Genomic DNA, 25,857 nt, shown 5'->3' on the forward strand with positions numbered 1-25,857 from the left:
GGCTAAACCACACAAGGCAATGTAGAGAATTTCTAATTTGCGCATTTTCGTTTCGCTATCCGGTTTTCAAGGTGCAAGCAAGTGATCGTAAGATCAGCTTGCCGAAGGATTTCTCCTTCAAAACTGAACTCGAGCGATTAAAACAACGGACTTCGTATTGCCCCGAAGGGCTCCTTAGAAAGGAGGTGATCCAGCCGCACCTTCCGATACGGCTACCTTGTTACGACTTCACCCCAATCATCTACCCCACCTTCGACGGCTGGCCCCCTTGCGGGTTACCCCACCGGCTTCGGGTGTTGTAAACTCTCGTGGTGTGACGGGCGGTGTGTACAAGACCCGGGAACGTATTCACCGCGGCATGCTGATCCGCGATTACTAGCAATTCCGACTTCATGCAGGCGAGTTGCAGCCTGCAATCCGAACTGAGACCGGCTTTGGTAGGATTGGCTCCGGATCGCTCCTTCGCAGCCCGTTGTACCGGCCATTGTAGTACGTGTGTAGCCCAGGTCATAAGGGGCATGATGATTTGACGTCATCCCCGCCTTCCTCCGGTTTGTCACCGGCAGTCGATCTAGAGTGCCCACCCAAAGTGCTGGCAACTAAATCCAAGGGTTGCGCTCGTTGCGGGACTTAACCCAACATCTCACGACACGAGCTGACGACAACCATGCACCACCTGTCTCCTCTGCCCCGAAGGGAAGGCCTATCTCTAGACCGGTCAGAGGGATGTCAAGACCTGGTAAGGTTCTTCGCGTTGCTTCGAATTAAACCACATACTCCACTGCTTGTGCGGGTCCCCGTCAATTCCTTTGAGTTTCAGTCTTGCGACCGTACTCCCCAGGCGGAGTGCTTAATGTGTTAACTTCGGCACCGAGGGGTGGACCCCCCCAACACCTAGCACTCATCGTTTACGGCGTGGACTACCAGGGTATCTAATCCTGTTTGCTCCCCACGCTTTCGCGCCTCAGCGTCAGTTACAGTCCAGAGAGCCGCCTTCGCCACTGGTGTTCCTCCACATCTCTACGCATTTCACCGCTACACGTGGAATTCCGCTCTCCTCTTCTGCACTCAAGTCTCCCAGTTTCCAGTGCATCACGGGGTTGAGCCCCGCACTTAGACACCAGACTTAAAAGACCGCCTGCGCGCGCTTTACGCCCAATAATTCCGGACAACGCTTGCCCCCTACGTATTACCGCGGCTGCTGGCACGTAGTTAGCCGGGGCTTTCTTCTCAGGTACCGTCATCGAATGTGCAGTTAACACATCCTTATTCTTCCCTGGCAACAGAGCTTTACGACCCGAAAGCCTTCCTCACTCACGCGGCGTTGCTCCATCAGGCTTGCGCCCATTGTGGAAGATTCCCTACTGCTGCCTCCCGTAGGAGTCTGGGCCGTGTCTCAGTCCCAGTGTGGCCGTTCACCCTCTCAGGTCGGCTACGCATCGTCGCCTTGGTGAGCCGTTACCCCACCAACTAGCTAATGCGCCGCAGGCCCATCCCAAAGCCACAGCTTGCACCGTGTTTCTCAGCAAGATGATGCCATCTCGCTGCCTATCCGGTCTTAGCATTCGTTTCCGAATGTTATCCCGGTCTTCAGGGCAGGTTGCCTACGTGTTACTCACCCGTCCGCCGCTAATCTCATCAGGAGCAAGCTCCATCAGAGATCCGCTCGACTTGCATGTATTAGGCACGCCGCCAGCGTTCGTCCTGAGCCAGGATCAAACTCTCCATAAAGGGTAGTTCAATATAGCTCATTTCATTGCTGGTATAACTTTTGCTTCCGCCCCGAAAGGCTTTAGCGTCCGTTTGTTTTAACGCTCGATGTTCAGTTTTCAAGGAGCAATCTCTATCAAGATCGTCATTCGTTTCTGCCTCGTTTTCCGAAGCAGGAATTACATCATATCAATTACACTCCAATCTCGCAACGATCAATTTTTTCCAATTGATCCGGGATGGGCGTGATCGCTATTCCCGAAAGCGAGTTGTCCGAACCGCATTATCGGCCGGATGAACATCATAGCATCTACACAAACTAAGCGCCACGTTCAAAATATGGTTCGAATTCCATCAAGCATCGAGACGAGGTCACATCGCATGGACAAACCGAACGCTTTACGGATTGCCGCCCTGGGGGGCGTACAGGAGATCGGCAAAAACATGTATATCGTACAATACGCCGACGATATCGTGGTTATCGATTGCGGCTCCAAATTTCCCGACGAAAGCCTGCTTGGCGTCGATCTCATTGTCCCGGACGTCAGCTATCTATCGGACCATATCGATAAAGTGCGAGCGTTGGTCGTCACACATGGACATGAGGACCATATCGGCGGCATCCCGTATCTATTGAAGCAGCTTCAAATACCCGTTTATGCGACGAAGCTTACGCTTGGGTTAATCGAAGTGAAATTAAAGGAACATAAGCTTATGGGCAGCTCTCGTCTTCATTGCATAGATGCCGGCTCGAATTTGGAATTCGAATCGATTACGATCGCTTTTTTTCAAACGAACCACAGCATTCCGGATTGCCTTGGCGTTGTTTTACGTACCCCGGAAGGAACGGTCGTACATACCGGAGACTTCAAGTTCGATATGTCCCCTGTCAATAAACAGTACCCCGACCTTCATCGCATGGCCGAAATCGGCAAAGAAGGCGTACTTGTCCTCTTATCCGAGAGCACGAATGCCGAACGCCCGGGATTTTCTGCCTCTGAAGCGCTTGTAGGCTTACAGATCGAAGAAATCTTCAAGCGCGCGGACAGACGTATATTCATTTCCACGTTCGCATCCAATGTGAATCGAATCCAACAAATCATCGATGCGGCGTTGCTTCATAATCGTAAAATCGTATTGCTGGGACGAAGCATGGTCACGGTTGTATCGGTATCTACAGAACTCGGCTATCTAAAAATTCCGGATGGCATGCTGATTCCGCCTGAAGAAGCGATGTCTCAGCCGCCCGAACGGACCGCCGTCATCTGCACGGGAAGCCAAGGCGAGCCGATGGCCGCTTTGGCCCGCCTTGCGAGTTCCAGTCATCGTCAAATGGCAATCTCCGCGGAGGATACGGTCATTATCGCGGCCAGCCCCATTCCAGGCAACGAACGGGACGTCACCCGCGTTGTGGACAATCTTTATGCGCTGGGTGCCCATGTCATTTACGGATCGCAAAACGGGCTGCATGTATCGGGCCACGGCTATCAGGACGAATTGAAGCTCATGTTGACGCTTATGAAGCCTCGCTACTTATTTCCCGTCCACGGCGAATACCGAATGCTTCACATGCACCGGAAACTGGCCGTTTCGGTCGGGATGGACCGAGACCGCGTCTTCATTGCCAACAACGGAGACGTCCTGGAGATCAAAGACGGCCATGCCGCGATTGCCGGCAAAATCCCTGCAGGACAAATTCTCGTCGATGGACTTGGCATCGGGGATATCGCACAAATCGTGCTTCGCGACCGTAAACAGCTATCCGCCGACGGGATCCTAATAGCCGTCATTACGCTCAGCAAAAACGATGGGCAGCTGTTATCCGAGCCGGATATCATATCGCGTGGGTTTGTCTATGTGAAGGACTCGGAGGCGCTTCTAAGACCCATCAGGCGGCTGGTCGAATCCACCGTCGATAAAATGAAAGAAGAAAAAGTATCGAAATGGAATGTCATGAAGACGACCCTCAAAGACGTCCTCGGCCGCTATCTATACGCGGAAACAAAGCGCAGGCCGATGATACTGCCGATTATTATCGAGGTGTAGCGCTCCGCGATGTCGGCTTAAGCGGGTACGAACTCATATTTATACGCCGCTCCACACCGCCGGATCATGATGAAAGGACGGCACTAGCTCCGGCCCCTGGTACGCGGAATATCCGCCATCGACATAAAGAACCGTTCCCGTAATATATTCCGCTTTGGAAGAGCAGAGAAACAGAACGGCGTCGGCGATATTCTGCGGCGTGCCCAGACGCGCCTGCGGCGTTCTTCGCACCATGTCGTCTTCCTTCAGAATGCCTGCGGTAAACGCCTGATTTAATCCATCCGTACGAATGTATCCCGGAGCGACGGCGTTCACCCGAATCCCGTCAAACGCCCATTCGCAGGCGAGCGTTCGGGTAAAGCTGTCTACGGCCGCTTTCGAAGAAGCATAGGGAAGACGCCGGCTCACCCCGCCCGTGCCAAGAATGGAGGAGATATTGACCACCGCGCCCTCCCGCTGCTTCAACAGCAATTTACCGGCTGCCCGCGCGCAAAGAAACATTGATTTAACGTTCGTGTCGTAGATGAAGTCCCATTCTTCTTCGGTAAAGCTAACCGTCGGTTTACGGATCGTCGTGCCGACATTGTTGACAAGGACGTCAAGCCGGCTATACGTCCGACGAATCTCAGCAAACAAGCGGTCTACATCCGCGACGGACGATACGTCCGTCCGCATGCTCATGGCCTTGCCACCCATGGCTTCAATCTCGCGCGCGACCGCTTCCGCGGCGCCGCCATCGATATCGGAGATTACGACGGATGCCCCTTCCTTGGCGAACGCGAACGCAATGGCCTTGCCGATTCCGTTGCCGGAACCGGTCACGAGTACGACTCGATCTGAAAACTCCACCTTCATCATCCTTTCGGCGCAATTGACGATTTCTTCATGTTCGGAGGAAAAACCGCGTGCTTGAGCCCCCATCGACGGTCAACACTTGCCCGGTGACAAAATTCGAATCCGAGGATGCGAAAAACGCGACGACTTTGGCCACATCTTCCGGATAGCCGATCCGGCCGAGCGGGATCTGTTCGCCGATGGCTGCCGGATCGTGTCCCGGTTTGCCGTGAAATTTCTCCACGTCCGTGGCGCCTGGCGCGATCGCATTGACCTGAATGTTGTATTGCGCGAGGTCGAGCGCCAACTGGCGGGTCATGGCATTGATCCCGCCCTTGGAAGCGGCATAAGCCGAATACTTCGGCATCGTCGTGTTCGCATGAACGGAGCTGATGAAAATGATCTTGCCCGCGCCTTTCTTTACCATGTCTCTCGCGCAGGCTTGCGCGCAAAAGAAGCCGCCCTTCAGGTTGGTGTCCAGCACTTCGTCCCAACGTTCTTCGGTGACCTCAAAAAAATCGTACGTCGGATCGACGGCGGAGTTGTTGACCAGAATATCGATGCCGCCCCATTGCTCGCGTATGGCCACCATCATATCGCCGATCTGCTTGACGTCGGAGAGGTCCGCGCGATGGAGCAGCGCTTTTCCGCCCGATGAACGGATTGTCTCCGCCGTTTCGATGGCCTGCCGCTCGCTGCTGCGATAATGGACGACGACATCGGCGCCTTCCTTGGCCAATTCGAGCGCGATTCCCCGTCCGATGCCTCTGCCCGCTCCCGTGACGAGCGCGGTTTTACCTTCCAGTTTCATTGATAACCGCCTCTTTCTTATTCCGTCGATTCATGAACCGTCACGTAAGTCTTGCCCCACTCCCGAATGCGCTGGTCGTAAACGGTGTTGGCGCCTTCCTGCGGATGCGTGGGCCAAACCGTAAATATAACGAGTTCCTCCGTATCGCTCGTATTGGCGATAGCGTGGTAGGATCCTCCGGGAATAAACGCAACGTCGCCGGGAAGCAGATCATGCTCCTGCCCGTCCAGACGCACCATGCCTTGGCCTTTTATTACCAGGTAAAATTCGTCATACTCGGTCGGGTGATTGTGGTCGGCATGCCTGGCTCCGGGCGCCACGATTCCCATATTGATCTGGGTGTTATGCGTATCCGAATTCGTTCGGTCAATCAGCATTTTGGACGAGTACGTTTCGTCGACATACAACGTTTTTACTTCGGATGCGCGGATCACGTTCGCTTTGCGCATGAGACAATCACTCCTTAGTCGTTGTTGGTTACTATCAGTGCGTTACTGAATCTTGTTGACAATGGAAGGAACGGGCCTGCCTTCCAGGCAATCCATGATGCGCATGGCAAGCAGGTCTCTTAACCGGTTCTCGGATTGCTCGGAATACCAGGCCGCATGCCCGGTGACGATCGCCTTCGGATGATTTAGCAAAGGGTGATCCTGCTGCGGCGGCTCCGTCTCCATCACGTCCAGCGCTGCAAAGGACACGGCGCCTTCGTCCAGCGCGGCGAGCAAATCGCGTTCGTCTACGATCGGTCCCCGCGAAACGTTGACGATAGCAGGCCGCTTCCGCATACGGTTAAACGTCTCGGCGCGGAACAGATGCCGGGTCTGTTCCGTCAGCGGACAATGGATCGTAACGATATCGGACAGTTCAAGCAGCCGATCGAAATCCGTCATCTCCGCGTTCGGCGGCAGTTCCGCATGAGCGAGATAGGGATCGTGAATAAGGATTCTGCAGCCGAAGGGAGCCATCATTCCGATCACTTTCATGCCGATCCGCCCCGTTCCGACAACGCCCAGTGTAATTTCTTTGATCGCGCGAATCGGTTTAAGCGCTTGCACTTTGCCCCAGTCTCCTTGTTTTGGCAATGACGAGGCGATCGGCAACTTTCGGTTCACCGCAAAAATGAAGCTGACCGCATGCTCGGCGACTTCGTCGATGCAATAATCGGGAACGTTAATGACGGGTATTCGCCGTCTGGTTGCGGCTTCGAGATTGATATTGTCGACGCCGACGCCGTAGCGTCCGATCACCTTTAATCGCGGCAGACGGTCCAATAACGAATCCGTTACCTGTTCCAGATTGACGATCAACCCATCGACATCCTTTAGCGAAGCCGCAAGCGCCATCGGATCGACGCATTCGTAATAGGCGGCTTGATAACCGGCCGGCTCGAAAAGCTGCAGCTCCCTGCGGTCGCCGAAAATGCCCGCACCCAATATCGCAAGCTTTCTCACTCGCTCCTCTCCTTCCTTCATGCAAAATAAATATACAACACATATTTTTTGTATACAATATTTTTATTTTGTATTCACGTTAACTGTATTGAATTCATACAACCAAACAAAGTACAATCGTTTTAAGAAGTAATTCCAGGCGGGAGAGGGTTGGGGAAATGAATAAACTGGACGATCCGCTTGCGCGTTCGCTTCAGGCGAAGGAAATCGTGAAGCGGCTGCGGACCGATATTATTCTCGGCGAGTATAAGTCAGGATCCCGTTTGATCGAGGCCAAAGTCGCCGATCGACTCGGCTGCAGCCGGGCCCCGATTCGAACGGCTTTTCAATTGCTTTCGCAAGAAGGTCTGGTGCTGAATCTGTCGAACGGCGGTACCGAGGTCATCGGCTTCACGTCCAAGCAAGCGCATGATTTGTTCGATCTGCGCCTGCTGCTGGAGCAAAAAGCGCTCGAGCAAATATTGGCGAACCGTTCATTCCATTTCCGCCCCCTTTTCGAAGCGATGGAGGATCTCGAGCAACGTCTGTCCGACTCGGAGAATAGGCCTTCGAGCGCGGACACCTCCGTTCTCGACATCCAGTTCCACCGCAGCCTGATGACGATGGCGCAGAACAGCCCCCTCCTGGCGGCATGGCATACAATGGCGAACGTGCTCCAGGCCATATTGGAAATCACGAATATGACCAGCGCGACCTACCGGCAATTTTACGAGAGCCATCGCCGGTTGGCAGATCTGGTCATTCAGAGAAGTCCCGAAGCGTTGGACGAGCTGACGCGGCATATCGCCAATGCGAAGGCGATCATTATCGCCCGGCTCGAGCAAAACATGAAGCCCTGAGCGCACCCGCGCTTCTTCCCTCGCAGCGGCTACAGGAAACGGCTTCTCTTGCGGTAAGCGCCAGGCTGTATGCCCGTATGCTTTTTGAACCATTTGCAAAAGTGATGCACGCTGCCGAATTTCATCCGGTCGGCGATCGCGGTGGAGCTAAGCTCCGTCTCCTCGAGCAACTGCCTGGCTTTGGCCAATCTGGCCTGGTTATGAAAGTCTCGCGGAGAATGGCCGAAGCAGTGCTTGAACAAGCGGGAAACATAATCTTGGCTAAAGGGCAGCCCGTCCGTCAGCCAATCCGTCTGATAGCTCTCCATAGCATTGCTCTCCAAGCTTTCCTTCACGCGGAGCATTCGTTTGTCCTGCGGCAGCGCCGGGGGCGGCTTGTCGATGACCCACCGTGCGACTCTGGCCAAAAGCTCGGTGATCAGTCCTCTTAACACCAGCGCGCTCAACGTCCGGTTGCCCCGATACTCCTCGACCAATCGCTCGAAGTACGGCAGCGGCCAAGCGCCCGTCTCTATCTTTGATGGAAAAGGGACGGGGACATCGGGGGATATTTTTTCGAAGCGATCCCAATCTACGTTCTGAATCATCCGCAACACATCGTCTAATCCGGCATGCCCCTCATAGCCGAAGTGCAAGCCATACAGCACCAGCGGATCGTCGTCGCTCGAGCGGAACCAATGCGGCTGGCCGGGTCCGTAGGTGAACAAGCAACCGGCATAAACGCGGAATGATTCGGTGCCGATTCGCGCGCTCCCTTTGCCGCCCCGCACGTAGATCCATTGATAATCCCCGATGATTCTCGGACCGAAGGCTTCGCCTGGCGCGCCGACCCACCGGTTCGCAAAATGAACGACCGGCTGCGCGAGTTCGACAGCATTGATAAACGCATTCAAGCGCAAGTCCCTCCTTATATCTCATTCCGGTAAATGACAATCCTGTTCGCTGTCATCTAAATGATTATAGCGCTCCCAATGCTATGATGACAGCAATACGAGAGGAGGAATCATACGTTATGAATCCTATAATGGACAATGATCTTAAACCTGTATCCGGAACCTTTGCCGACGCCAGTCCGCTTCTTGGCCAACCCGATCGACTGCGCGCCAGAGCAAAGGAAGACGGCGTTCTGTTCTTTAAAAGCCTCATTCCCCGCACTCGCGTGCTGGAAGTTCGTCGCGGCATTCTGGACATTCTGGACAGCTTCGGCGTGATGGATCCGCAATACCCGCTTATGGAAGGAATGGCGGATATCGAAGCCGTCAATCGTTATACCGCCGAAGAGCTGCAGTGGAACGGCGTCGGCGTCACGTTTGACATGTATCGTCGCATCCAAAAGCTCGAAGCGTTTCATGCCATGGCCCATTCTCCGGAAATTCTGGCCATCTTCTCGACGCTGTTCGAAGAAACGCCGTTTGCGCATCCGCGGAATATCGGCCGGATCATGCTGCCGCATCGCGATGCGAAAATTACGCCTTCGCACCAGGACTTCCTTCATATCCAGGGCGCGTCCAACACCTGGACCTGCTGGATGCCGCTCGGCGACGTGTCGAGAGAGCTGGGCGGCTTGGCCGTCCTCAAAGGAAGCCATCAGGCAGGGCTGCTCGGCGTATCCAGCAACCCCGGAGCGGGCGGTCTGGAATCGATCTTGTGCGGGTTAGACTACGAATGGCAGACGATCGACTACGAGGCTGGAGACGTTCTCGTTTTTCACAGCCACACCGTTCACAAATCGATGCCGAACCAGATTCCGGGTCAAATCCGGCTATCGTGCGATTACCGCTATCAACCGGCCAGCGAAGTCATTGAACCTGCTTCTTTGAAGCCCCACGGTCCGTTTGAATGGGATGAGCTCTATGAAGGCTGGGCCAATGAGGATTTGAAGCATTACTGGGAAGACAAGGAGTTCCGGTTTAAGGAATTCGACCATTCCATCCGCTGGCAAAAGGAAAAAATATGCTGATGGATCAAAAGCTGCGAACCGGAATCTTCGGTTTCGCAGCTTCTGCTTGTTAGGATAGCAAGATCGGCTTCAGTACCGGCGTTAAAGCGTCAGCGATCCGCATGAAGCCAAGATCGGTCGGATGGACGCCGTCTACCGTGCATTCGTTCCAGCACTCCCCGAGCAGATGAGCCCCGTCGTAAAAATGAACGAAGCGATCGCCCTGGAGCCGAAGCTCTTCCACCCGCTCTTTTTGATAATCCCGTCTCGCGATTCGATCCAGACAGGATGATGTTTGCGTATGCTCGTAGCCATAAGGAATCCGCGACAGCACGAGGATCGGTACACTTGCATGCCTGCTTCGCAAAATGCGAATAAATTCGGGCATCGTCCGGATCAGATTGTCGATATCCGGATTGTTGGCGTCATAATCAAGGACGATGCAGCCCGGATCGTCGATCTCGGTCATGAATCTCGCAATCTCGGGGTCGCCCTGCCCGTTGCCGGAGAAACCGAGATTAATAAACTCCCGGTCGAATCTGCGGCTCAGTATGTTGGTGTACGACATCCCCGGTCGCGATGCGCAGCCTCCCTGCGTAATCGACGTTCCATACAGCACGACCTTGCGATCCGACGCGTAGGCGGGGAACGCGCTGATGTCGGCACCCGGATTTACCCCGATACGAACTTCATGCACGCCCTGGAATAACGGAAAGTTCAAAGTGACGCAGCGCTGCGCCGCCTCCAGGCCTTCAAAAAACACATACTCGTAACGATCGGCATCATATGGAAATCTTGTCGTTCCGAAATACCGCTGCTCGCCGGGCGCGCCCAGATAGCAGTCGAATCCGTTAACGGCCGTCGCAGGGATATGCTCCGCGGTGTTCTGCGCGAACAGCTTGACCTGAATGGCGAGCTTGGTCGCATTCGTGCGGAAACGGATCTGGCCCCCTGATGTATGGTTCGCCAGCTCATCCAGAATCTCGCGAATCTCGCCGGGCGCGACGGTCGGCAGCCGGCGATACTTGCGCTCCTTCGTCCGCCAGGCAAATCCGGCGATCTGAAAAGGAGGATCATCGGGCGCGTGCCATAGGAGTTCTTCCAATTAAGCTATCCCCTTTTCTTCGGACAACCGTAGCAGCAACTTCAGTTCCTGCGGCGGATTCTGAAGGTAGAGATGCGTACCGCTCAAGGTTCCGTTCCATTCCGGAGCCCGGCCTTCGCGATTTTGATCGTCTCCGGGAGGCAGTTCAACCTTTCGTATTTCGTAGCCATTCTTTAAAACGAACGTTGCTTCGAACGCCTGAATTCCATTCGGCAGTTGAACCTCGACTTGAAGCGCGTCAAGCGAGCTTCTGGTCACTTTAAAGGATAGCTCGCCCAAATAGGTCGCTACCCGGTTCGCTTCGATCCGCTTCCCGGGCTCCATCCAATCGGCAGGCGCGCACGGCAGCAGCTTAAGCGTACGATCTTCCAAAAGGTACAGCGAATTCAGAATCATCTCCATAACGCGGCCGTTGCCGCTTCCGTTCGGCTGCCAGGGCGACAGCCACGGCAGCTGCGGACTAAAGCGCTCATGAACGTGAAGGGTGTCCAGCGTCGTCGAAAAGGCCATCGTCGAATAAAAATAACGCAGCGCCTTCTCCCGTTCTCCGCGCAGACTCCACACCCGATGCCAGATTCGCTCCGCCTGGTTGACATAGTATAAATCGATCGCCGAGCCCGCATATTGCTCCTGAAGCTTGCCGAGCGCTGCATCTTCCATCTCGGGCAGCTTCACCGCGAACAAGTCGCCCATCGAAGAATAGCTCCGCATATAATACTCGATCTCCGAAACAAGCGAATCCTCGGCGGACAGAATCCCCGTGTCCAATAAGCAGGCAGGACCGTCGATCGCATATACGGCTTTCTTTTCTCCCGGCTCGGTATAGGCTTCATTGGAGATCCAGCGGATCTGCTCGCCGGGGGGATACGAATAGGTCGCCCGTCGAACCGCCGCCTCCAGGCACGCCCGATAATCCTGTGACGCAGCCGTGTATTTAGCCGCGTCTGCATATCCCCATTCCTGGAGAGCAAGGGCCATCAGATGCAAGCCATGCCACGTATGCGCGTCCGAGAAAAAGAAATGCCCCTGATCCGGCCAATCGTGAACGCGTCCTTTCGGCAGCAGGCCGTAATGCGCCGCTCTAGTGCCGTCTTCCTGGACGATTTTAGTCGCGCTGCGTTCCCGCTCGATCCATTCGCAGGCTTGAACGATCGCCGGCAGATGCTCACCGAACCACGCTCGGTCCTTCGACGTCAAGTAATAATCCGCCAGCAGCCCGAGCACCGCTCCCGTCTCGCACATCCAGAAAATATGCGCGCGAAAGGATCCCTCTGGAGACACGATGTCCCCGGCCGGCCCCTTGCTGCCGGCCTGCGTGCTTAAAAAATACTGCAGCGTTTTTTTAACCGTATCCCCGTAGCCAAGCCGATTCAGCATTTTCAAATATGCGGATACTTCCCAGGAATATACCGTCATATATTCGTTGAACCCGCCTTGTCCGGGCAGTGCGGAGCCATCCGCTCTTTCCGCGATCAACTGCAGGGCGTTGGTATGGGCGGTATCGAATATATCCTGAATAATCTGTTCCGGCACATAAATGCCTGCTTTCCCGGTTAACGCCGCGTTCCACACTTGCCTGCTTCGTTCGATGGCCGTAGTTTCATCTAATCGGATCTCATTTTGAATGGAAGCAAGGTCATTCGCTCTTCCGGTCACCGTGTCGAAAATTTCGATATGAATCTTTTTCGTCTCACCCGGAGCAAGCTCCATATGAAACTGCAGGATATTGGCGAATTCGCCGACTTGTGCCGTATACGCCGCGCTCGTGCCAGGCGCCGCCTCATAACGCACAATCGTAACGCCTTGCCGATCGAGAAGGAGCCCGCTTGAGGAATCGATGGCCCGATGCTCGAGATCCATCCCGTTTAGCCAAGGCGCAAGGACCTGGTCATAAGGGACATAATCTTCGTTGATATCGACATAAAAGTTCTCATGCTTGTCTTCAACGCTCGCAAAAAACCAATCCGCCGATCTGGCGAGGGTCGGATGCAAATTGGTAATTGAAAGATAAAGATGTACGCGCGCGCCGCCATCCGGTTCAGGTACGGTCAAGCTCGTCAATCGATGATCAAAGCCGGATTGCGGCAGCGACGAGAATAAAATCGGCTCCTTGGGCGACAAATACGTCTGCTCTACGTTGCGAAAATCGAAAAATTGCGGATCACCGCCCACAGACGCGCTTAGAAAAAAGCCGTGTCCTCTTCGGAGCTGGCCTTTACGTGCGAGCGCATCCTTAATGATTAACGTCAGATCCGGTCTGACCTCGACCAGCGAGTCGGCTAACGGCGGATGAATATAAATTCGTTTGGAACGGGGCCTAGGATATCGCCCTGCTATTTGCGACCAATTGGGTTCATGCGGACGGGGAAGCGTCATTTAAATTCCCTCCCAAGAGTGGTTTGCGCATATCGGATTAAATTGAGAAGCAGCCGGTCCGCTGCCGGATGACAATCGATTTGCGCCAGAACGTTCATTGCATTCAGGAGAAACCGGCCCTCTTCAGTCTGATAATGAGCGATTAACAGACTCGACCTCGTAACCCCGAGGAATCCGATAATGTCCCGTGTTGAAGCCGGCGCAAATCGTTTCATAGGGCGTGTCTTGTCCCAAAAAGATCTCATGCGAGATCACTTGACCGTAAACGTCCATATCGAGAATGCCGGGCCCTTGCAGACCGTCGAATACGACATGCCGGTTCGCTACGCATTCCTTATGATAAATCGATTCTTTGATGCGTTTGCAAGTGCCTTTATTCGTCAGAGGCAGCCATTGAATCGCCGATTCGTTGTCAATAAAAAGCATCGGGTCCGCAAAAAGAACGGCCGCGCCATTTTTCATGCGTTGCTTAAGAAGCATCCAGGTTTCTTCGTTCGAGGCGTCTACCGGATTTCCGACAATGATGACTTCCTGGTTCGGTCCTTCTCCAGCTTGAAGCGGTACGCAATTCAACCCGCGACCTGCGAGCCAATTCTCTACAGACTGATCGATCCCCCATAGCGTCACTTGTCCGTTGCTTAGCGGATATGCTTTCGGATCGGTCATCTGAAATTTCACCGCGCCCCCGGAAGGCGCGCCGCCTCGTTCCAAATTGGCCGCAAACGTGTAACTTCCTTGCAGACCGTCGATTCGGATTGTCTCTTTCATCACGGGTACCGCAAAAGGCATGCTCTCCGGAACGGTAAACGAAACGGCCTTCTCCCATACCGTGCCTGTCGGTCCGAAAACTTTGAATCTGGCGGGATACGCTCCCGGCGCCAACGCGTCCTCCGTGGCCAGAACCGCTTCGACCGTAATCTCCCGGCCGCAATAGCCATGCATGGCATCCACGAACAAGCACCACTTGAGCGGAGCAAACCCGTCGCTTACCGCATCGAACATCGTCGGCTTCCATTCGCGCCAGAAGGTCCACATGCCTTCGCCGCACATGCCGTGATCGAGCATGCCCGTCAAGTTGTATCCGCATAGCCGGGGATTGGAGCGAATCAGGTTGAAGCCGAATGTGCGTTGGCGCGCGTTCAGCCGCTGACTGTCGCGGAGCATATCTTCCGGGAACGGATAAGCGTCTTCCAGACCGAGCCTTTTCCAATCCGCATACAAGGACTCGCTTTGTTCCTGCAGCCAAGAAGCATCTTCCAGATCGGTCCGGGCTTGCGCCTGCTCGAAGTGCCTCCATTCGTTAATCACGTTAAATAGGCTGCCGATTCCGTATTCCGAAAGATATACCGGCTTGGTGCCGTTCCCCATATAGCGAAGGAAACTGTTCGTCTCGGCGGATTGCGGTGTAGGCGGATAATAATGAAATTCGCCGCTGCCCTCGGCGGACGGGCGATCGAACTTAAGCGTCGGCGCGTCGGGCGCTTCGATCCCCCAGCAATACTCCCATGCGTCGCCGCCTGGATTGCTTGCCGAGCCGATGCTGAACCGAAAATCAAAGCGGCCGCTGTTGAGAAGCACTAATCGGGAAGCGTCGTACCGGCGCAGGGTCGGAAGAAAGGCAACGGCCCTTTCGAAGACGGGACCGTCGTACGTTTCGTTCAATAAACTCCACGCGGCAATGCAAGGGTGATTGCGGTCGCGTTTGATCATCTCGATATTGCTATGATCGTAGCGCTTCCCGACTTCCTCAGAATAAGGAAGCGTCGGATATTTCGGGTCGCTCGTGAAATTCAAGCACCAGTTGGCCATCGTCTCTTCGAAAACCAGCAAACCGATCTCATCGCAAAGATCGAGCTGCTCCGGGGAAGCGACGCCTGCAATAAACCGAACCGCGTTAAATCCGGCGGCTTTCAAATAAAACATATCTTTACGAAGATGATCGGATAAGGTCTGCACGTTCATCGTAACGGGCGTTGCATTCATCGTATGCGTGCTTTTCAGGAAAATCCGTTTGCCGTTTAAATGAAAGAAGCCGTCGACAATTCGAAAATCCTTGAAACCGAAACGCACGGCTTGCCTGTGCGGGCGTTGGCCGGCTGTTTGAATTTCGATCGTCAATTGATAAAGATAAGGGTCTTCGAGTCGCCACAACCGCGGATTCGGGATCGTCACGGTCATCTCATGAACGGACTCGCCGCATTCCGCGTTCAAGATAATGCGATCGGCTTGAATCGTGTCCCCGGATCCATCCGTTCGTGCGACAGCGCCTTGCAAAGCAGCGGCCGTTGCTGCGCCAAGACTGTTGCTCACCGTAGTCGTGATCTTAACTGTGCCCGTATTCATTTCCGGCTGCACAAAAACGTTCGTCACATAAACGGCGGGCACCGTCCTCAAATCCACGTGCCCTTTGATCCCGCCATGGTTGAAGTCCCCGCCGGCCGACGCGACTTCATTTTTGTTCCGATGCGGTACCTGGCCGAGTACGATGCCGTCAATCGGTTCATTGGTTGGATTCAGTACGCGAACAGCCAGCAAGTTCCCGCCTTCGGCAGCCCATAATTCCGTGATATCGAACTCGAAGGGCGTTTCCCCGCCTTCAAAGGAGCCGGCGCGCTTGCTGTTCACCCATACGTCGGCCAGATAATCCACCGCGCCGAAACGGAGGAGGGTTCGCTCTCCGGCGGAACAATCGCAGTCGTCGTCGATCGTCTTCCAATACCAGGCCACGCCATGATATCCGGGAAACACTTGTTGGATGACGCCTGGTACGGGAGCGGGCTGCGCCTCGAAACGAATGCTGTCGAACCATCGTTCCTCGATGCCTTTATTCTCCCGGTCGACGAGCAGCTGCCAGGTACCGTTTAACGATAGGATGCTGCCTTTTTAGCCGGTTGCGGTCATGGTCATGCGTTACGCCTCCAATTGCCCTGCCCCTTTGGAATGAAAACGAGTTCGGAAATGGTATTCGCCGGACCCGACCTGCACGACTCGTTTTTGCCCGACGATGCCAAGAACGATTACGGATGCGTCAGTCCGGTCGTTCGTCCCGTCATGTAAAGGCATGCCGCCCTCATAAACTTGCTCCCCGTCGATGAACGGAATATGGATGTCCGCCTGCGTATTCGGCGGAATCGTCACCTGAAGCTCGGCGAAGCCGTCTTCGATCGACCAGCGGCTTCGGATCGTGCCGTAGCTGCTTTCATATTCGCAATCGACGGAGGCGAGACGGGCGTTCATGAAGGGCCGGATCTGAACGTGCTTGTAACCGGGGCTCCCGGAAGCCTTGTCGATCCCGCCCATATAGCGGAACATCCACTCTCCTACGGCGCCAAGCGCATAATGATTAAAGGAATTCATGCCCGGCGTCTGAAAGCCTTTCTCCTCGGTCCAGCCGTCCCATCGCTCCCAGATCGTCGTCGCGCCGTTTATGATGGAATAAAGCCACGAAGGATACGTTTCTTGAAGCAGCAGACGGTACGCGGCTTCCTCGTAGCCTGCTTCGCACAGTACGGGCAGCAAATATTTAATGCCATGAATTCCCGTTGTAATATGCCAGCCGCGCTGCTCGATATCCACGACCAGATGGGAAGCGGCCTTCGCTCTTGATTCATCGGTAAGCAGCTCCATGAAGAGCGCCATCGCATAACCGGTTTGCGTCTCCCCTGCGATTCGTCCGTCTTCCCCGACAAAGGTTTCGTTGAATCGAGATCGGATTCGTTCAAAAAGTTCGGCGTACGAGGCGGCTTGCTCCTTTTTCCCGACCGCCTCCGACATGGCTGCCATGAGCTTGGCGCAATAAGCAAAGTAGGCGGTAGCGAACAAGTCCATCGGCGTGCTTGCGCTGAGGGATAACCAGTCTCCGTAATACTGGGTATCCGTGCGCAGCAGGCTCGGATTCATCTTGATCAGGAAGTCCATCCAGGCGGCCATCGCCTCATAATGGTCTTCGACGATCCTTCGATCTTCATAGACGCTGTACATCGTCCAAGGGATGATGACGCCTGCGTCGGCCCAGCCCGCGGAAGCGACGAACGTGCACCAGTCTGAAAATCCTTTGAGAAAAGGCGCCGTATCCGTAAAAGCGCCCGTTTTCCGCTGCGCATCCACGATATCGGTCATATACTTCGCGAAAAAACCCGCAACGTCCATGTTATACGAAGCGGTGCGGGAGAAGATCTGCGCATCTCCGGTCCATCCCATTCGCTCGTCCCGCTGCGGACAATCGGTCGGGACGCTTATAAAGTTAGCGCGCTGCGTCCAATAAATGTTGTTGAACAACTGATTGACGCCCTTATCTGAAGTGACAAGCTTGCCCGTCGACTTCATCGCATTGTGGATGACGCGTCCGGTAATTTGCGTCACCGTCACATCATCGGACGCGACGATCTCCACATATCTGAATCCGTGGAAAGTAAACTTGGGCTCGTATATTTCCTCCCCCTCGCCTTTGAGGGTATACGTATCCGTTTGTTTAGCCGTCCGCAAATTATCCGTGTAGATGGAGCCATCCTGGTCCAATATTTCCGCATAGCGCAAGGTAACCTTGGAACCCCGCTCGCCGGTCACCCCGATTCGAACCCAACCGACCATATTCTGGCCGAGATCGATCAGCTGCGCTCCCGACGCCAGCTTCCGCTCCGCAATCGGCTCCTTCTCTTCCATCACTCGGATCGGCGGGCTCGCCTGGGCCGTGATCCATCCTTTGAAATCGCCGTACACATGCGGGCTTCGCCATGCTGAATCGTCAAAGCCCGGTTCGTTCCACCCGCCGTGCTCCAATCTGGCGTCGTAGCTCTCCCCCATAAGAAAATCCGAGAACAAAATCGGTCCCTTGCTCTCTTTCCACGAGGCATCCGAGACGATCGTGTCTTCGGTTCCGTCTTCGTAGCGGATGGACATCTGCAGCATAAAACGAAGCGCTTCGCCATAGAGATTTTTCCCGTACCAGGCGATATAACCGCTGTACCATCCCTCTCCGAGAATACTTCCGACTGCATTCGAGCCTTCGCGCAGCAAAGCAGTGACATCGTAAGTCCTGTAATGCACCCTGGTCTGGTAGTCGGTCCATTCCGGCGCAAAGTAGTCCTCCCCGACGCGGCTGCCATTGATGCTGAGCTCGATCGCGCCGAAAGCCGTCGCGAATAATGTCGCGCACTTCACCGGTTTTTCGATCGTAAAGGATTTGCGGAAGAAGCTGACTTCGCGATTGCCATCCACGGGTTTAAAAACCTCGCCGATCCAATTCGCTTTCCAGTCGCTTATGCTCAGCAGCCCCATGGACCACTCGCTTATTTCGCTCCAATCGGACGGTTGGTCATCCCGATCCCACACACGAACTTTCCAATAATAGCGTTCATTGGTCAATAGCGCAGTCCCTTTATAGGGCACGAAGACGGATTGCGCCGAACTCACCTTCCCCGAATCCCAGACGAACGCGGACTCGTCAACGAGCTGCTGCCGATCGGAGGAGACGAGGATTCGATAAGCGAATTGGAGAAATCCCCTCGACTCGGTTTTAATCATCCAACTCAATCTTGGGCGCGGCGTATCGATGCCCAGCGGGTTGTACAAGTATTCCGTCTTGAGATTCGTCAGGGTGACGTCGTTCATAGGTCCGCCCCCATTGGTTAGAGCAATTGTCCGATCCGCGGCTGGAATTGCGGGTCCTGCGGATCGTAGAATACCATCTCGCGTTCGAAGTCCGTACCGAAATGGTTCAGCTTCGTGATGTCCAGATCGATGCCGAAGCCCGGGAGGTCGGGAACCGTTATTTTCCCGTCGTTGAACATGAGCTCCTCGCGCAGCAGGTCACCCTTCATGAACTTCAGATGCGTATCGTTCGCGAACGGGAAGTTCCGCGACGATGCGACCATGTGTACGTTGCCGAGCGTGCCGATGCCCGTCTCCGCCCAGCTCCCCGTGGCGCACCAGATGCCGGCGTGGTTGGCCAGATCGACGATCTGCCTGGCCTTCAAGATGCCGCCGGCTTCGGACGGATACACGAGGAAGCAGGCGCAGGCGCGCTTGTCGATCAGCCGCAAGGCATCCTCGTAAGTGGCGCAGCCTTCATCCGCGATGATCGGCACGTCGACGGCGCGCGCGACGGCGGCCATGCCGTCCACATCGTCGAATCGCGTCGGCTGCTCGACCATTTGCAGGTCGTACTTTTCCATCTTGCGGATCGCCTTGATCGCCGTCGGCACGCTCCAGTTCTGATTGGCGTCGATGCGGATCTTCATCGCCGGACCGACCGCCTCGCGCACGGCTTTGACCCGCTTCGTATCGAGGTCGATGTCGCGCCCGACCTTCAGCTTCAATTCCGTATAGCCCGCGGCGGCGAACTTGCGCGCTTCCTCGGCGTTGACTTCGGGTTTGTCGATGAAGATGTAGCCCGAGAACGCCACTTCCTGCTTCACCTTGCCGCCTAACAGGTTGTAGACGGGCGTGTTCAGGATTTTGCCGCGCAGGTCGAGCAGCGCCATCTCGATGCCGGCCAAGCCGTAGTTGCCGATCTGCTTCCAGTTGACGCAATATTCCTCAAGACGGTGAAGGATCGATTCCAGTTCCATCGGATCGCGGCCGATGACGAATGGGGCGAACTCCTTGTCCACGACGGATTGGATGACCGGGATCGTCGGTCCGACAGACTCGCCGATTCCGATCAAGCCTTCGTCCGTCTCGATCTGAACGATCAGCGAAGGCGCGCTGTACCTTGTGCCTCCGGACCATTTTTCGCCTTTAAAAAAGGGGATTTTGATGGCTTTCGTATGGACGGCGACGATTTTCATTGCGAATTCCTCCTATTCTTGATTGACGATAATCTTGATCGCTTCATCCGGTTCGTTCCGCGCGAATGCAATCGCTTGATCCAGTTCATCGAAGTCGTAATGATGTGTAATCATCGGACTGACCTTCACGCTGCCGGAGGCGATCATCTCAATGACGCGCGGCCATACTTGCGGCGCGTTCGTCGAGCCCATCAACGTTAATTCCTTTAGCACCGCTGCCTGAATGTCCACCTGGACGGGATGGCCCGGCAATCCGAAGAGCAGCAGCCGTCCCCCTCTTCGAAGCAGCTCGATCCCGAGCTTCAAGGAAGCCTCGTTGCCTGCCGCATCGATGACGATATGCTGGGTTTCCGTCGCCGGAAGCGGATCGCGGATCTTGGCAGCCTTCGGTTCCGCACCCAGGTTGACCGTGGTGTCCGCGCCCAGCTCGCGCCCTAGCGCGAGACGATTGTCCCGCATGCCGATCAGCGTGACCTGGCTTGCGCCGGCCGCTTTTAACAGCTGCACATAATAGAGGCCGGTCGGACCGTCCCCGATGACTGCGGCATGGTCCCCCAGTCGAATGTCCAGCTTATCGATGCCGCCGAGACAGCAATGCAGCGTCTCCGCTTGCGTCGCTTCCGCCAAGCTGACGTTGTCGGGCAGCCTGTAGAGGTTGGCGGCCGGGACGACGAGATACGCTTGCCAGCCGCCGGGGAATTGCAGCCCGATCTCGCCTGCCTCGGTGCAGCGATGCTTATTGCCGCCGAGGCATTCCGGACACGCGCCTCAGCCGATCAGCGGATCGATGCAGACGCGGTCGCCCGGCTGCCATCCGGCAACGCCGTCGCCAATCCGTTCCACAACGCCGGCCAATTCATGGCCAAGCGCAAGCGGCGGTCCGCCGAAGCCGGCATGGCCGCTCATGATATGCAGATCCGTGCCGCAAATGCCGATCGACAGGATGCGAATCTCGACTTGGCCGCTGCCCGGTTCCTCGCGCAAGATAACGCTTGACGCCATCGTATTGAAGCCCGTCCACTGCCATATCTTCTTTTGCATATGCAGCACGCTCCTTCTCTTAAAGCGCGATCGCCGTATCGTAGGTCGTCAAGCCGCCCGAGACATCAAGAATCGCAAAGGACAAGGGGGCGAGCTGAACGGCATAGCGGCGGTCCGCCCATTGGACAATCCCCTCGTTTTCCGTTTCCAGCAGATTAAACAAAATACACTTGCCGCCGTCCTTGAGCCATACCAGGCCGACCTGGTTCCCCTCCGCGAGCCGCGGGAAATCCCAGGAGTCTTGGGCAACCAGCCGTTGCAACGATAAAAGTTGCTCTGCGGAAGGTCTTGCCGTCGCTTGTTGATCCCAAATGACAATGTTGGTCGCAGCGAGCTGCAGCTTCTCCAGCAGATTCTTGTTTTTTATGGCTGCCGCTTGGTCAAATACGACTTGCTTATAGCTTGGCAGCTGCGCCAGCCATTGTTCGCTCAACCGATAATCGCCGAAAAACAACAGCAGCTCTCCACCTTCTCCGCTCTGGTCCGCGCGAACGGCCTTGACCGGCAATCCCGCCAGCAGCGGCAGACTGGTCGGGACAAATGCTTCCGCGAATGCGCCATGCGTGCCGTAAGCCAGATGCACAGGAAACGCTCTCGGCACATTTGCGGTCGCTTGGTCCAGCTCGCGCAGTACGGGCAGCGCGTCCGCGATCGCATGCCAGTAGCTCGCTTCCAGCACCCAGGTGCCGCTCATGAACAGCACGTTCTCAAGGCCTGCCGTAATGGCCAGCTTCGCTTTATATACCAGGTTGTGCTCCATTAACGAACGCGGCGGAAAAATCGTCGATTCGCTGTACGCGAATTTCTTATCGATAAAGCTCAGGTGATACAAAATACCGAGCAGTTCTTCCGCTTTCGCATGAGGCGCCGTGAATCTCGTATCGTTGAACTGGTACTCTCCCACCCGGAACAGCGTGTCGGGAATTTGCTCGCGAATCGAAGGAATATCGATCCCGTGCCGCTCGTCTCCGAAATGCATCACCATAATGCCGGGCTGAACGCCTTCGATATCCGTTGCCTTCACGACGTCCGTCACTTTTACGCACTGGAACGCGACCCAGTCCTTCATGATCGCCGTGTTCTTCTTTTGCGTCATTTCGACCAGCAACGATTCCCTCGTTTCCCGCCGATCGTAGGTGCGATTGAACTCGGCCACGCAAGCATCGCAATAACAGCCTTCGATAAATTCATTAAAATTGCCGGCTCTCAGATCGTCGTCCAGGAAAACCTCCTTGAAACCCGCTTCGCGCAGCAGCATGGCCGCCTTCCCGTTGTCCTCGATCAGACACTTATCGATGGCTCCGCAATAATAGACGGTCTCGCCCTGGATATCGACCCGATAGTGCCAATGCTCGGGGATCTCCAGATCCAGGTCGGGATCGTCCGGGTTCAGCGCGTTGCCCGGATGTCCGATCGGGATCGTGACCGCGCCGACCTCAAGGCCGTGAAGCTCTGCGAACGCCTTGGCCTGCTTCAGCTCCTCAATGTCGACCAGCTTGCCGGAGAAAAATCCGGCGATCCAGATCTTCTCGATGCCGGCGTTTTTGATGTTCGCGATCAATTCGTCCCGCGTCGATGTGTCCAACAATGGCTCATGCGCCATGCTGTATTGCAGCTTCATGTTTATCGCTCCTGCCGGTTCAAATTAAGGAAGTCAATTGAGAAAATGACGCTATGATCTTCATCAGGAGAGGCGCCTGCCCTCGCTCGTTTCCGCGTCTCCGTGCACCATTTTGGTGCACGAAGGCATCAGTCCTCGATCTTCACCGCGCCTCCGTTGTAACCATGCACCAAAATGATGCACGATGGCATCAGTCCTCGATCTTCACCGCGCCTCCGCTGTCACCATGCACCATTTTGGTGCACGATGGCACCTACTCTCGCTCGTCACCGCGCCACCGTTGTCACCATGCACCATTCTGGTGCACGATGGCGCCTACTCTCGCTCGTCACCGCGCCACCGTTGTCACCATGCACCATTCTGGTGCACGATGGCGCCTACTCTCGCTCGTCACCGCGCCTCCGCTGTCACCGTGCACCATTTTGGTGCACGATGGCGCCTACTCTCGCTCGTCAACGCGCCTCCGTTGTCTCCGTGCACCATTTTGGTGCACGATCGCCCTACTCTCGCCCGTCACCGCGCCTGCAAAGGCTAGCCGTTTGGTCCGTGCGAGCTGCCCCTTCGCCATCTACTTCACGGTAACGTCCCGCTTTTCCCGGTCAAGCAGCGGCGGAAATGCCGCATGCGGCTCCGACTGGTACCAGTATGCCGTGGATGCCACGTCGTCCTGCAGTTGCAAATACTTTTGTTTGTCCTCGGCATTCACCTGCCAGCCGAGCGGCTGGACGGTTGCTTTAAAGTCCTGCCCGAAAAATATCGGATCGCGAATATGCCAGCGGTAAAGGCCGTGCCGCATGCAGGCCGACATGAATCCGTCGGGCCTGATCAACTGATGGTAGCCGAGATACGGCGCGCTGTAAGTCTCGTAGGCCTTCTGGTCGTTCGTGAAGAACCCCCAGGCACCGCCGAAATAATCCTCTAATCCCGTGCCGCAATAAGTGGGGAACTGCGTGTCTCCGTCGATATAAAACTTGACCTCGCCTTCTCCCCACCAGCGGTTGTGGTGCTGTCCCCAAGCCAGATAGACGCCTGCAAACCTGCCTTTGCCGGAAATACCGTCCACGATCGTATATTCTTCTCCCGGCGGGATCGGATTTTGTCTGCGCCACTGCGCATGGAAATAGGTGCTGTCTACAGGCACGTCCGCAAGCACATAGTCGAACTGGTAGAAAAACATATCGAGATCGACGAGGCGCGTATTCTCGACCGTGATGCGAGCCGAACGACGGAAGGGCATCGGCCAGTAGCTGTTGAAGCCGCCAAGCGGATTCACGTTGACCGGCTCGGACAGCACGTTGACCGGGACGCCCCAGCCGTTGCAGAAGAAATCCCCGTACGGCACCTCGACCGACGGCTCCTCTTCGCCGTCCCAGTAGAAGCGAAGCACGAGATCGCGGTAGAACTTCTCGCTGCCGATCGTCATCCAAATGTGCGTCAAGATGCCCGGACCTTCGATATCGGCCAGCACGACCGTCTCTCCGCCTTTGACCGTAATGTAAGGCCTCGCCTTCCAGCCGACGCCCAGGGCCGAAGCAGGTCCGTCCGGACTCGGCGCCGCCATCGCGCCTTTGCCCTTCTCTCCCGTGGGATTTTCTGCGGAGATCGAGCGCGTAACGGCGTTCGAAGCCTGAAATATCGCGGATAAATCGAACGATATATTCATCGTGAACCTCCGGTCTTTTTCGATTGCGAGCGCATCATTTTAATAGGGATTCGACTTAATAGGGGTTCGACGGCATCATTTCCCAGACCTCAATCGTCTCGAAGGAAGCCGTGCCGCCCTCGCTGAAAAGATATACGCCCGTGCTGTCCGATCTTTCCGGAAACACCCGTCTTGTGATCGCTTGCCGCTCGTTGGCGAAAATCTCGATCACGCCTTTATCGATATAAACCGTTAATTCGAGCTGCTCAGAATCTTTCAGTTGAAAAGGAGCGGCCTCCCTCGCCTTCCAGCCGCCCGCGCCGCTGCGCGTCGAATCGAATACGAGCTCCTTCGTCTCGGCATCGTAATACAGGAGCGTGACTTCTTCCTCGTCCGGGGAAGTTCGCACCTTCAGACCCGACTTCCGGGCAGACCCGGGCGCGATCGTCAGCTTTATTTCGGAAGACTCGCCGTTTATGCCATCCAGCTCCAGCTTGTCGCCATCGGAGAGCGCTGCGGCCTGGAATGGCTTGGCGTTATATCTGAGCATGGCAAGCTCGTCTACCGGCGCCATCCGCAACGTATGGTCTTCACCGAGCCAGACGCTTCTAGGCAGGCTGTACACGCCCGACCACCCGAAGCCTGACTCGTCCTCCAGATTGTCGATGATCCACACCCATACGATCTGCCGGCCTTTCTCGTCCGTCAAGGCTTCCGGAGCGGCGAACGCCCTGTCCACCCATGTCATGCGCCCGTGACTTTCCGGCAAGAACCTATTCTCGCTGTATTCACCGATATAATATTGACAGCCCTTGTTATGCGAAATGAAAAGCTGCAGGTATTTGCCGCTCGGCGCTCCGCCATGTCTGCTGAGCGGAAGCGGGAAAAAGCTCGCGCACATGTCGTCTTCCGATTCCTGCGTCCATTTGTTCGTGCGGTCCCGTTCGTAAAAGCGGTCGACGTACGACCATTTCTTCAGATCCGTCGATTGAAATAAATCCGTCCAATCCCCCCTCGCTTCGAGCGGGGAATCCTCGCTTCTTCCGTATTTGCCGAGCACGCAAAGATTCCCGGTTTGCATATAATACACGCCGTCTTTTTTCCAAATATTGCTTGGATCGCAGCTCCCCGCATACACATGCTCGCCATTTTTGCCGACGACTTCCGTAATGCCGTTTGCCGTGCTCTGGATCGCCAGCGTATCGAATTTTTCCCACTGTTCGTAGTGTCGGTCCGTGCTTCTAGCGATCCCTACGCCGCCGCCCGTCATCGTCTCCATATTGGTCGCGAGGCTCGAATAAGAGAGGTACGCGGTACCGTCGTCATCGACGAAAGCCCCGCCGCTAAAAGCGCCGTTATCCCCGTTGCTTGGAACCAGCGCATCCGGATGATGGCGCCAATGGACCAGATTGTGGCTCGAAATATGCCCCCAATTAAAAGCGCCGGTCGTGCTCGTACAGTTTTCATAGAGATACATCAGATGATATCTGCCGTTCGCATAAAAAGCGCCGTTCGGGTCGCCCGGCAATCCGTAGCCTTCGGGCATGGCAAAGTGATAGCCGGGACGGTAACGGTCGCCAAGCAGCATCGTCCTAAACGCTTTGACGGTCCGGATCGAATCTTTTATCGTTTGATTGTCCATAACCGGCTCCTC

At 55.5% G+C, this 25,857-nt stretch carries 18 protein-coding genes and 1 rRNA gene; 3 read left to right on the forward strand and 16 right to left on the reverse strand.

Features of this window, described 5'->3' with window-relative positions; genetic code table 11:
- Positions 1–178 precede the first annotated feature (178 nt).
- Positions 179–1,731, reverse strand: a 16S ribosomal RNA gene (locus KB449_RS12710).
- A gap of 360 nt (positions 1,732–2,091) precedes the next feature.
- Between KB449_RS12710 and KB449_RS12715 the strand changes: the two genes are divergently transcribed.
- Positions 2,092–3,756 carry a ribonuclease J gene (locus KB449_RS12715; protein WP_282908733.1) on the forward strand — a complete coding sequence of 555 codons (1,665 nt, stop codon included), beginning with the start codon at positions 2,092–2,094 and terminating at the stop codon, positions 3,754–3,756.
- A 39-nt stretch (positions 3,757–3,795) separates the two neighbouring features.
- Here the strand turns inward: KB449_RS12715 and KB449_RS12720 are convergent, their stop codons facing one another.
- The 4 genes from KB449_RS12720 to KB449_RS12735 are packed head-to-tail and all read right to left on the reverse strand — an operon-like array spanning position 3,796 to position 6,852.
- Positions 3,796–4,605 (reverse strand): SDR family NAD(P)-dependent oxidoreductase, encoded by an 810-nt coding sequence (locus tag KB449_RS12720; RefSeq protein WP_282908734.1) that lies wholly within the window; start codon positions 4,603–4,605, stop codon positions 3,796–3,798.
- A 34-nt stretch (positions 4,606–4,639) separates the two neighbouring features.
- Positions 4,640–5,401, reverse strand: a complete 762-nt coding sequence (locus KB449_RS12725) for an SDR family NAD(P)-dependent oxidoreductase (protein WP_282908735.1) — start codon at positions 5,399–5,401, stop codon at positions 4,640–4,642.
- 17 nt (positions 5,402–5,418) lie between these two features.
- Positions 5,419–5,850, reverse strand: a complete 432-nt coding sequence (locus KB449_RS12730; protein WP_282908736.1) for a cupin domain-containing protein — start codon at positions 5,848–5,850, stop codon at positions 5,419–5,421.
- A 42-nt stretch (positions 5,851–5,892) separates the two neighbouring features.
- Positions 5,893–6,852, reverse strand: coding sequence for a C-terminal binding protein (locus tag KB449_RS12735; protein ID WP_282908737.1), 960 nt, complete (start codon positions 6,850–6,852; stop codon positions 5,893–5,895).
- Between the two features lie 158 nt (positions 6,853–7,010).
- Between KB449_RS12735 and KB449_RS12740 the strand changes: the two genes are divergently transcribed.
- A complete protein-coding gene (locus KB449_RS12740) occupies positions 7,011–7,691 on the forward strand; it encodes a GntR family transcriptional regulator (RefSeq protein WP_282908738.1) in 681 nt (226 codons plus the stop codon).
- A 29-nt stretch (positions 7,692–7,720) separates the two neighbouring features.
- Here the strand turns inward: KB449_RS12740 and KB449_RS12745 are convergent, their stop codons facing one another.
- A complete protein-coding gene (locus KB449_RS12745; RefSeq protein WP_282908739.1) occupies positions 7,721–8,584 on the reverse strand; it encodes a helix-turn-helix domain-containing protein in 864 nt (287 codons plus the stop codon).
- 119 nt (positions 8,585–8,703) lie between these two features.
- Here KB449_RS12745 and KB449_RS12750 point away from each other — a divergent pair, with 119 nt between their 5' ends.
- Positions 8,704–9,651 (forward strand): phytanoyl-CoA dioxygenase family protein, encoded by a 948-nt coding sequence (locus tag KB449_RS12750; protein WP_282908740.1) that lies wholly within the window; start codon positions 8,704–8,706, stop codon positions 9,649–9,651.
- A 49-nt stretch (positions 9,652–9,700) separates the two neighbouring features.
- On the opposite strand, the gene KB449_RS12755 is transcribed toward KB449_RS12750, so the two are convergent.
- The 10 genes from KB449_RS12755 to KB449_RS12800 form a co-directional block, all read right to left on the reverse strand.
- Positions 9,701–10,735 carry an SGNH/GDSL hydrolase family protein gene (locus KB449_RS12755; protein ID WP_282908741.1) on the reverse strand — a complete coding sequence of 345 codons (1,035 nt, stop codon included), beginning with the start codon at positions 10,733–10,735 and terminating at the stop codon, positions 9,701–9,703.
- Positions 10,736–13,111 (reverse strand): hypothetical protein, encoded by a 2,376-nt coding sequence (locus KB449_RS12760; RefSeq protein ID WP_282908742.1) that lies wholly within the window; start codon positions 13,109–13,111, stop codon positions 10,736–10,738.
- 123 nt (positions 13,112–13,234) lie between these two features.
- Positions 13,235–15,985 carry a glycoside hydrolase family 2 protein gene (locus tag KB449_RS12765; RefSeq protein WP_282912803.1) on the reverse strand — a complete coding sequence of 917 codons (2,751 nt, stop codon included), beginning with the start codon at positions 15,983–15,985 and terminating at the stop codon, positions 13,235–13,237.
- A gap of 36 nt (positions 15,986–16,021) precedes the next feature.
- Positions 16,022–18,721, reverse strand: a complete 2,700-nt coding sequence (locus KB449_RS12770) for an alpha-L-rhamnosidase (RefSeq protein WP_282908743.1) — start codon at positions 18,719–18,721, stop codon at positions 16,022–16,024.
- Positions 18,722–18,738: 17 nt separating this feature from the next.
- The gene (locus KB449_RS12775) at positions 18,739–19,899 is read right to left on the reverse strand and encodes a mandelate racemase/muconate lactonizing enzyme family protein (RefSeq protein WP_282908744.1); all 1,161 of its coding nucleotides are present in this window, start codon (positions 19,897–19,899) and stop codon (positions 18,739–18,741) included.
- 12 nt (positions 19,900–19,911) lie between these two features.
- Positions 19,912–20,526, reverse strand: a complete 615-nt coding sequence (locus KB449_RS12780; RefSeq protein WP_282912804.1) for a zinc-binding dehydrogenase — start codon at positions 20,524–20,526, stop codon at positions 19,912–19,914.
- 141 nt (positions 20,527–20,667) lie between these two features.
- On the reverse strand, positions 20,668–20,940 hold the full coding sequence (locus tag KB449_RS12785; protein ID WP_434082502.1) for an alcohol dehydrogenase catalytic domain-containing protein: 273 nt from the start codon (positions 20,938–20,940) through the stop codon (positions 20,668–20,670).
- Between the two features lie 19 nt (positions 20,941–20,959).
- Positions 20,960–22,561 carry a hypothetical protein gene (locus KB449_RS12790; protein WP_282908745.1) on the reverse strand — a complete coding sequence of 534 codons (1,602 nt, stop codon included), beginning with the start codon at positions 22,559–22,561 and terminating at the stop codon, positions 20,960–20,962.
- Between the two features lie 568 nt (positions 22,562–23,129).
- Positions 23,130–24,224, reverse strand: a complete 1,095-nt coding sequence (locus KB449_RS12795; protein ID WP_282908746.1) for a glycoside hydrolase family 172 protein — start codon at positions 24,222–24,224, stop codon at positions 23,130–23,132.
- Between the two features lie 55 nt (positions 24,225–24,279).
- Positions 24,280–25,845 (reverse strand): glycoside hydrolase family 32 protein, encoded by a 1,566-nt coding sequence (locus tag KB449_RS12800; protein WP_282908747.1) that lies wholly within the window; start codon positions 25,843–25,845, stop codon positions 24,280–24,282.
- Between the last annotated feature and the right edge of the window lie 12 nt (positions 25,846–25,857).

The organism is Cohnella hashimotonis, from assembly GCF_030014955.1.
Taxonomy (GTDB): domain Bacteria; phylum Bacillota; class Bacilli; order Paenibacillales; family Paenibacillaceae; genus Cohnella; species Cohnella hashimotonis.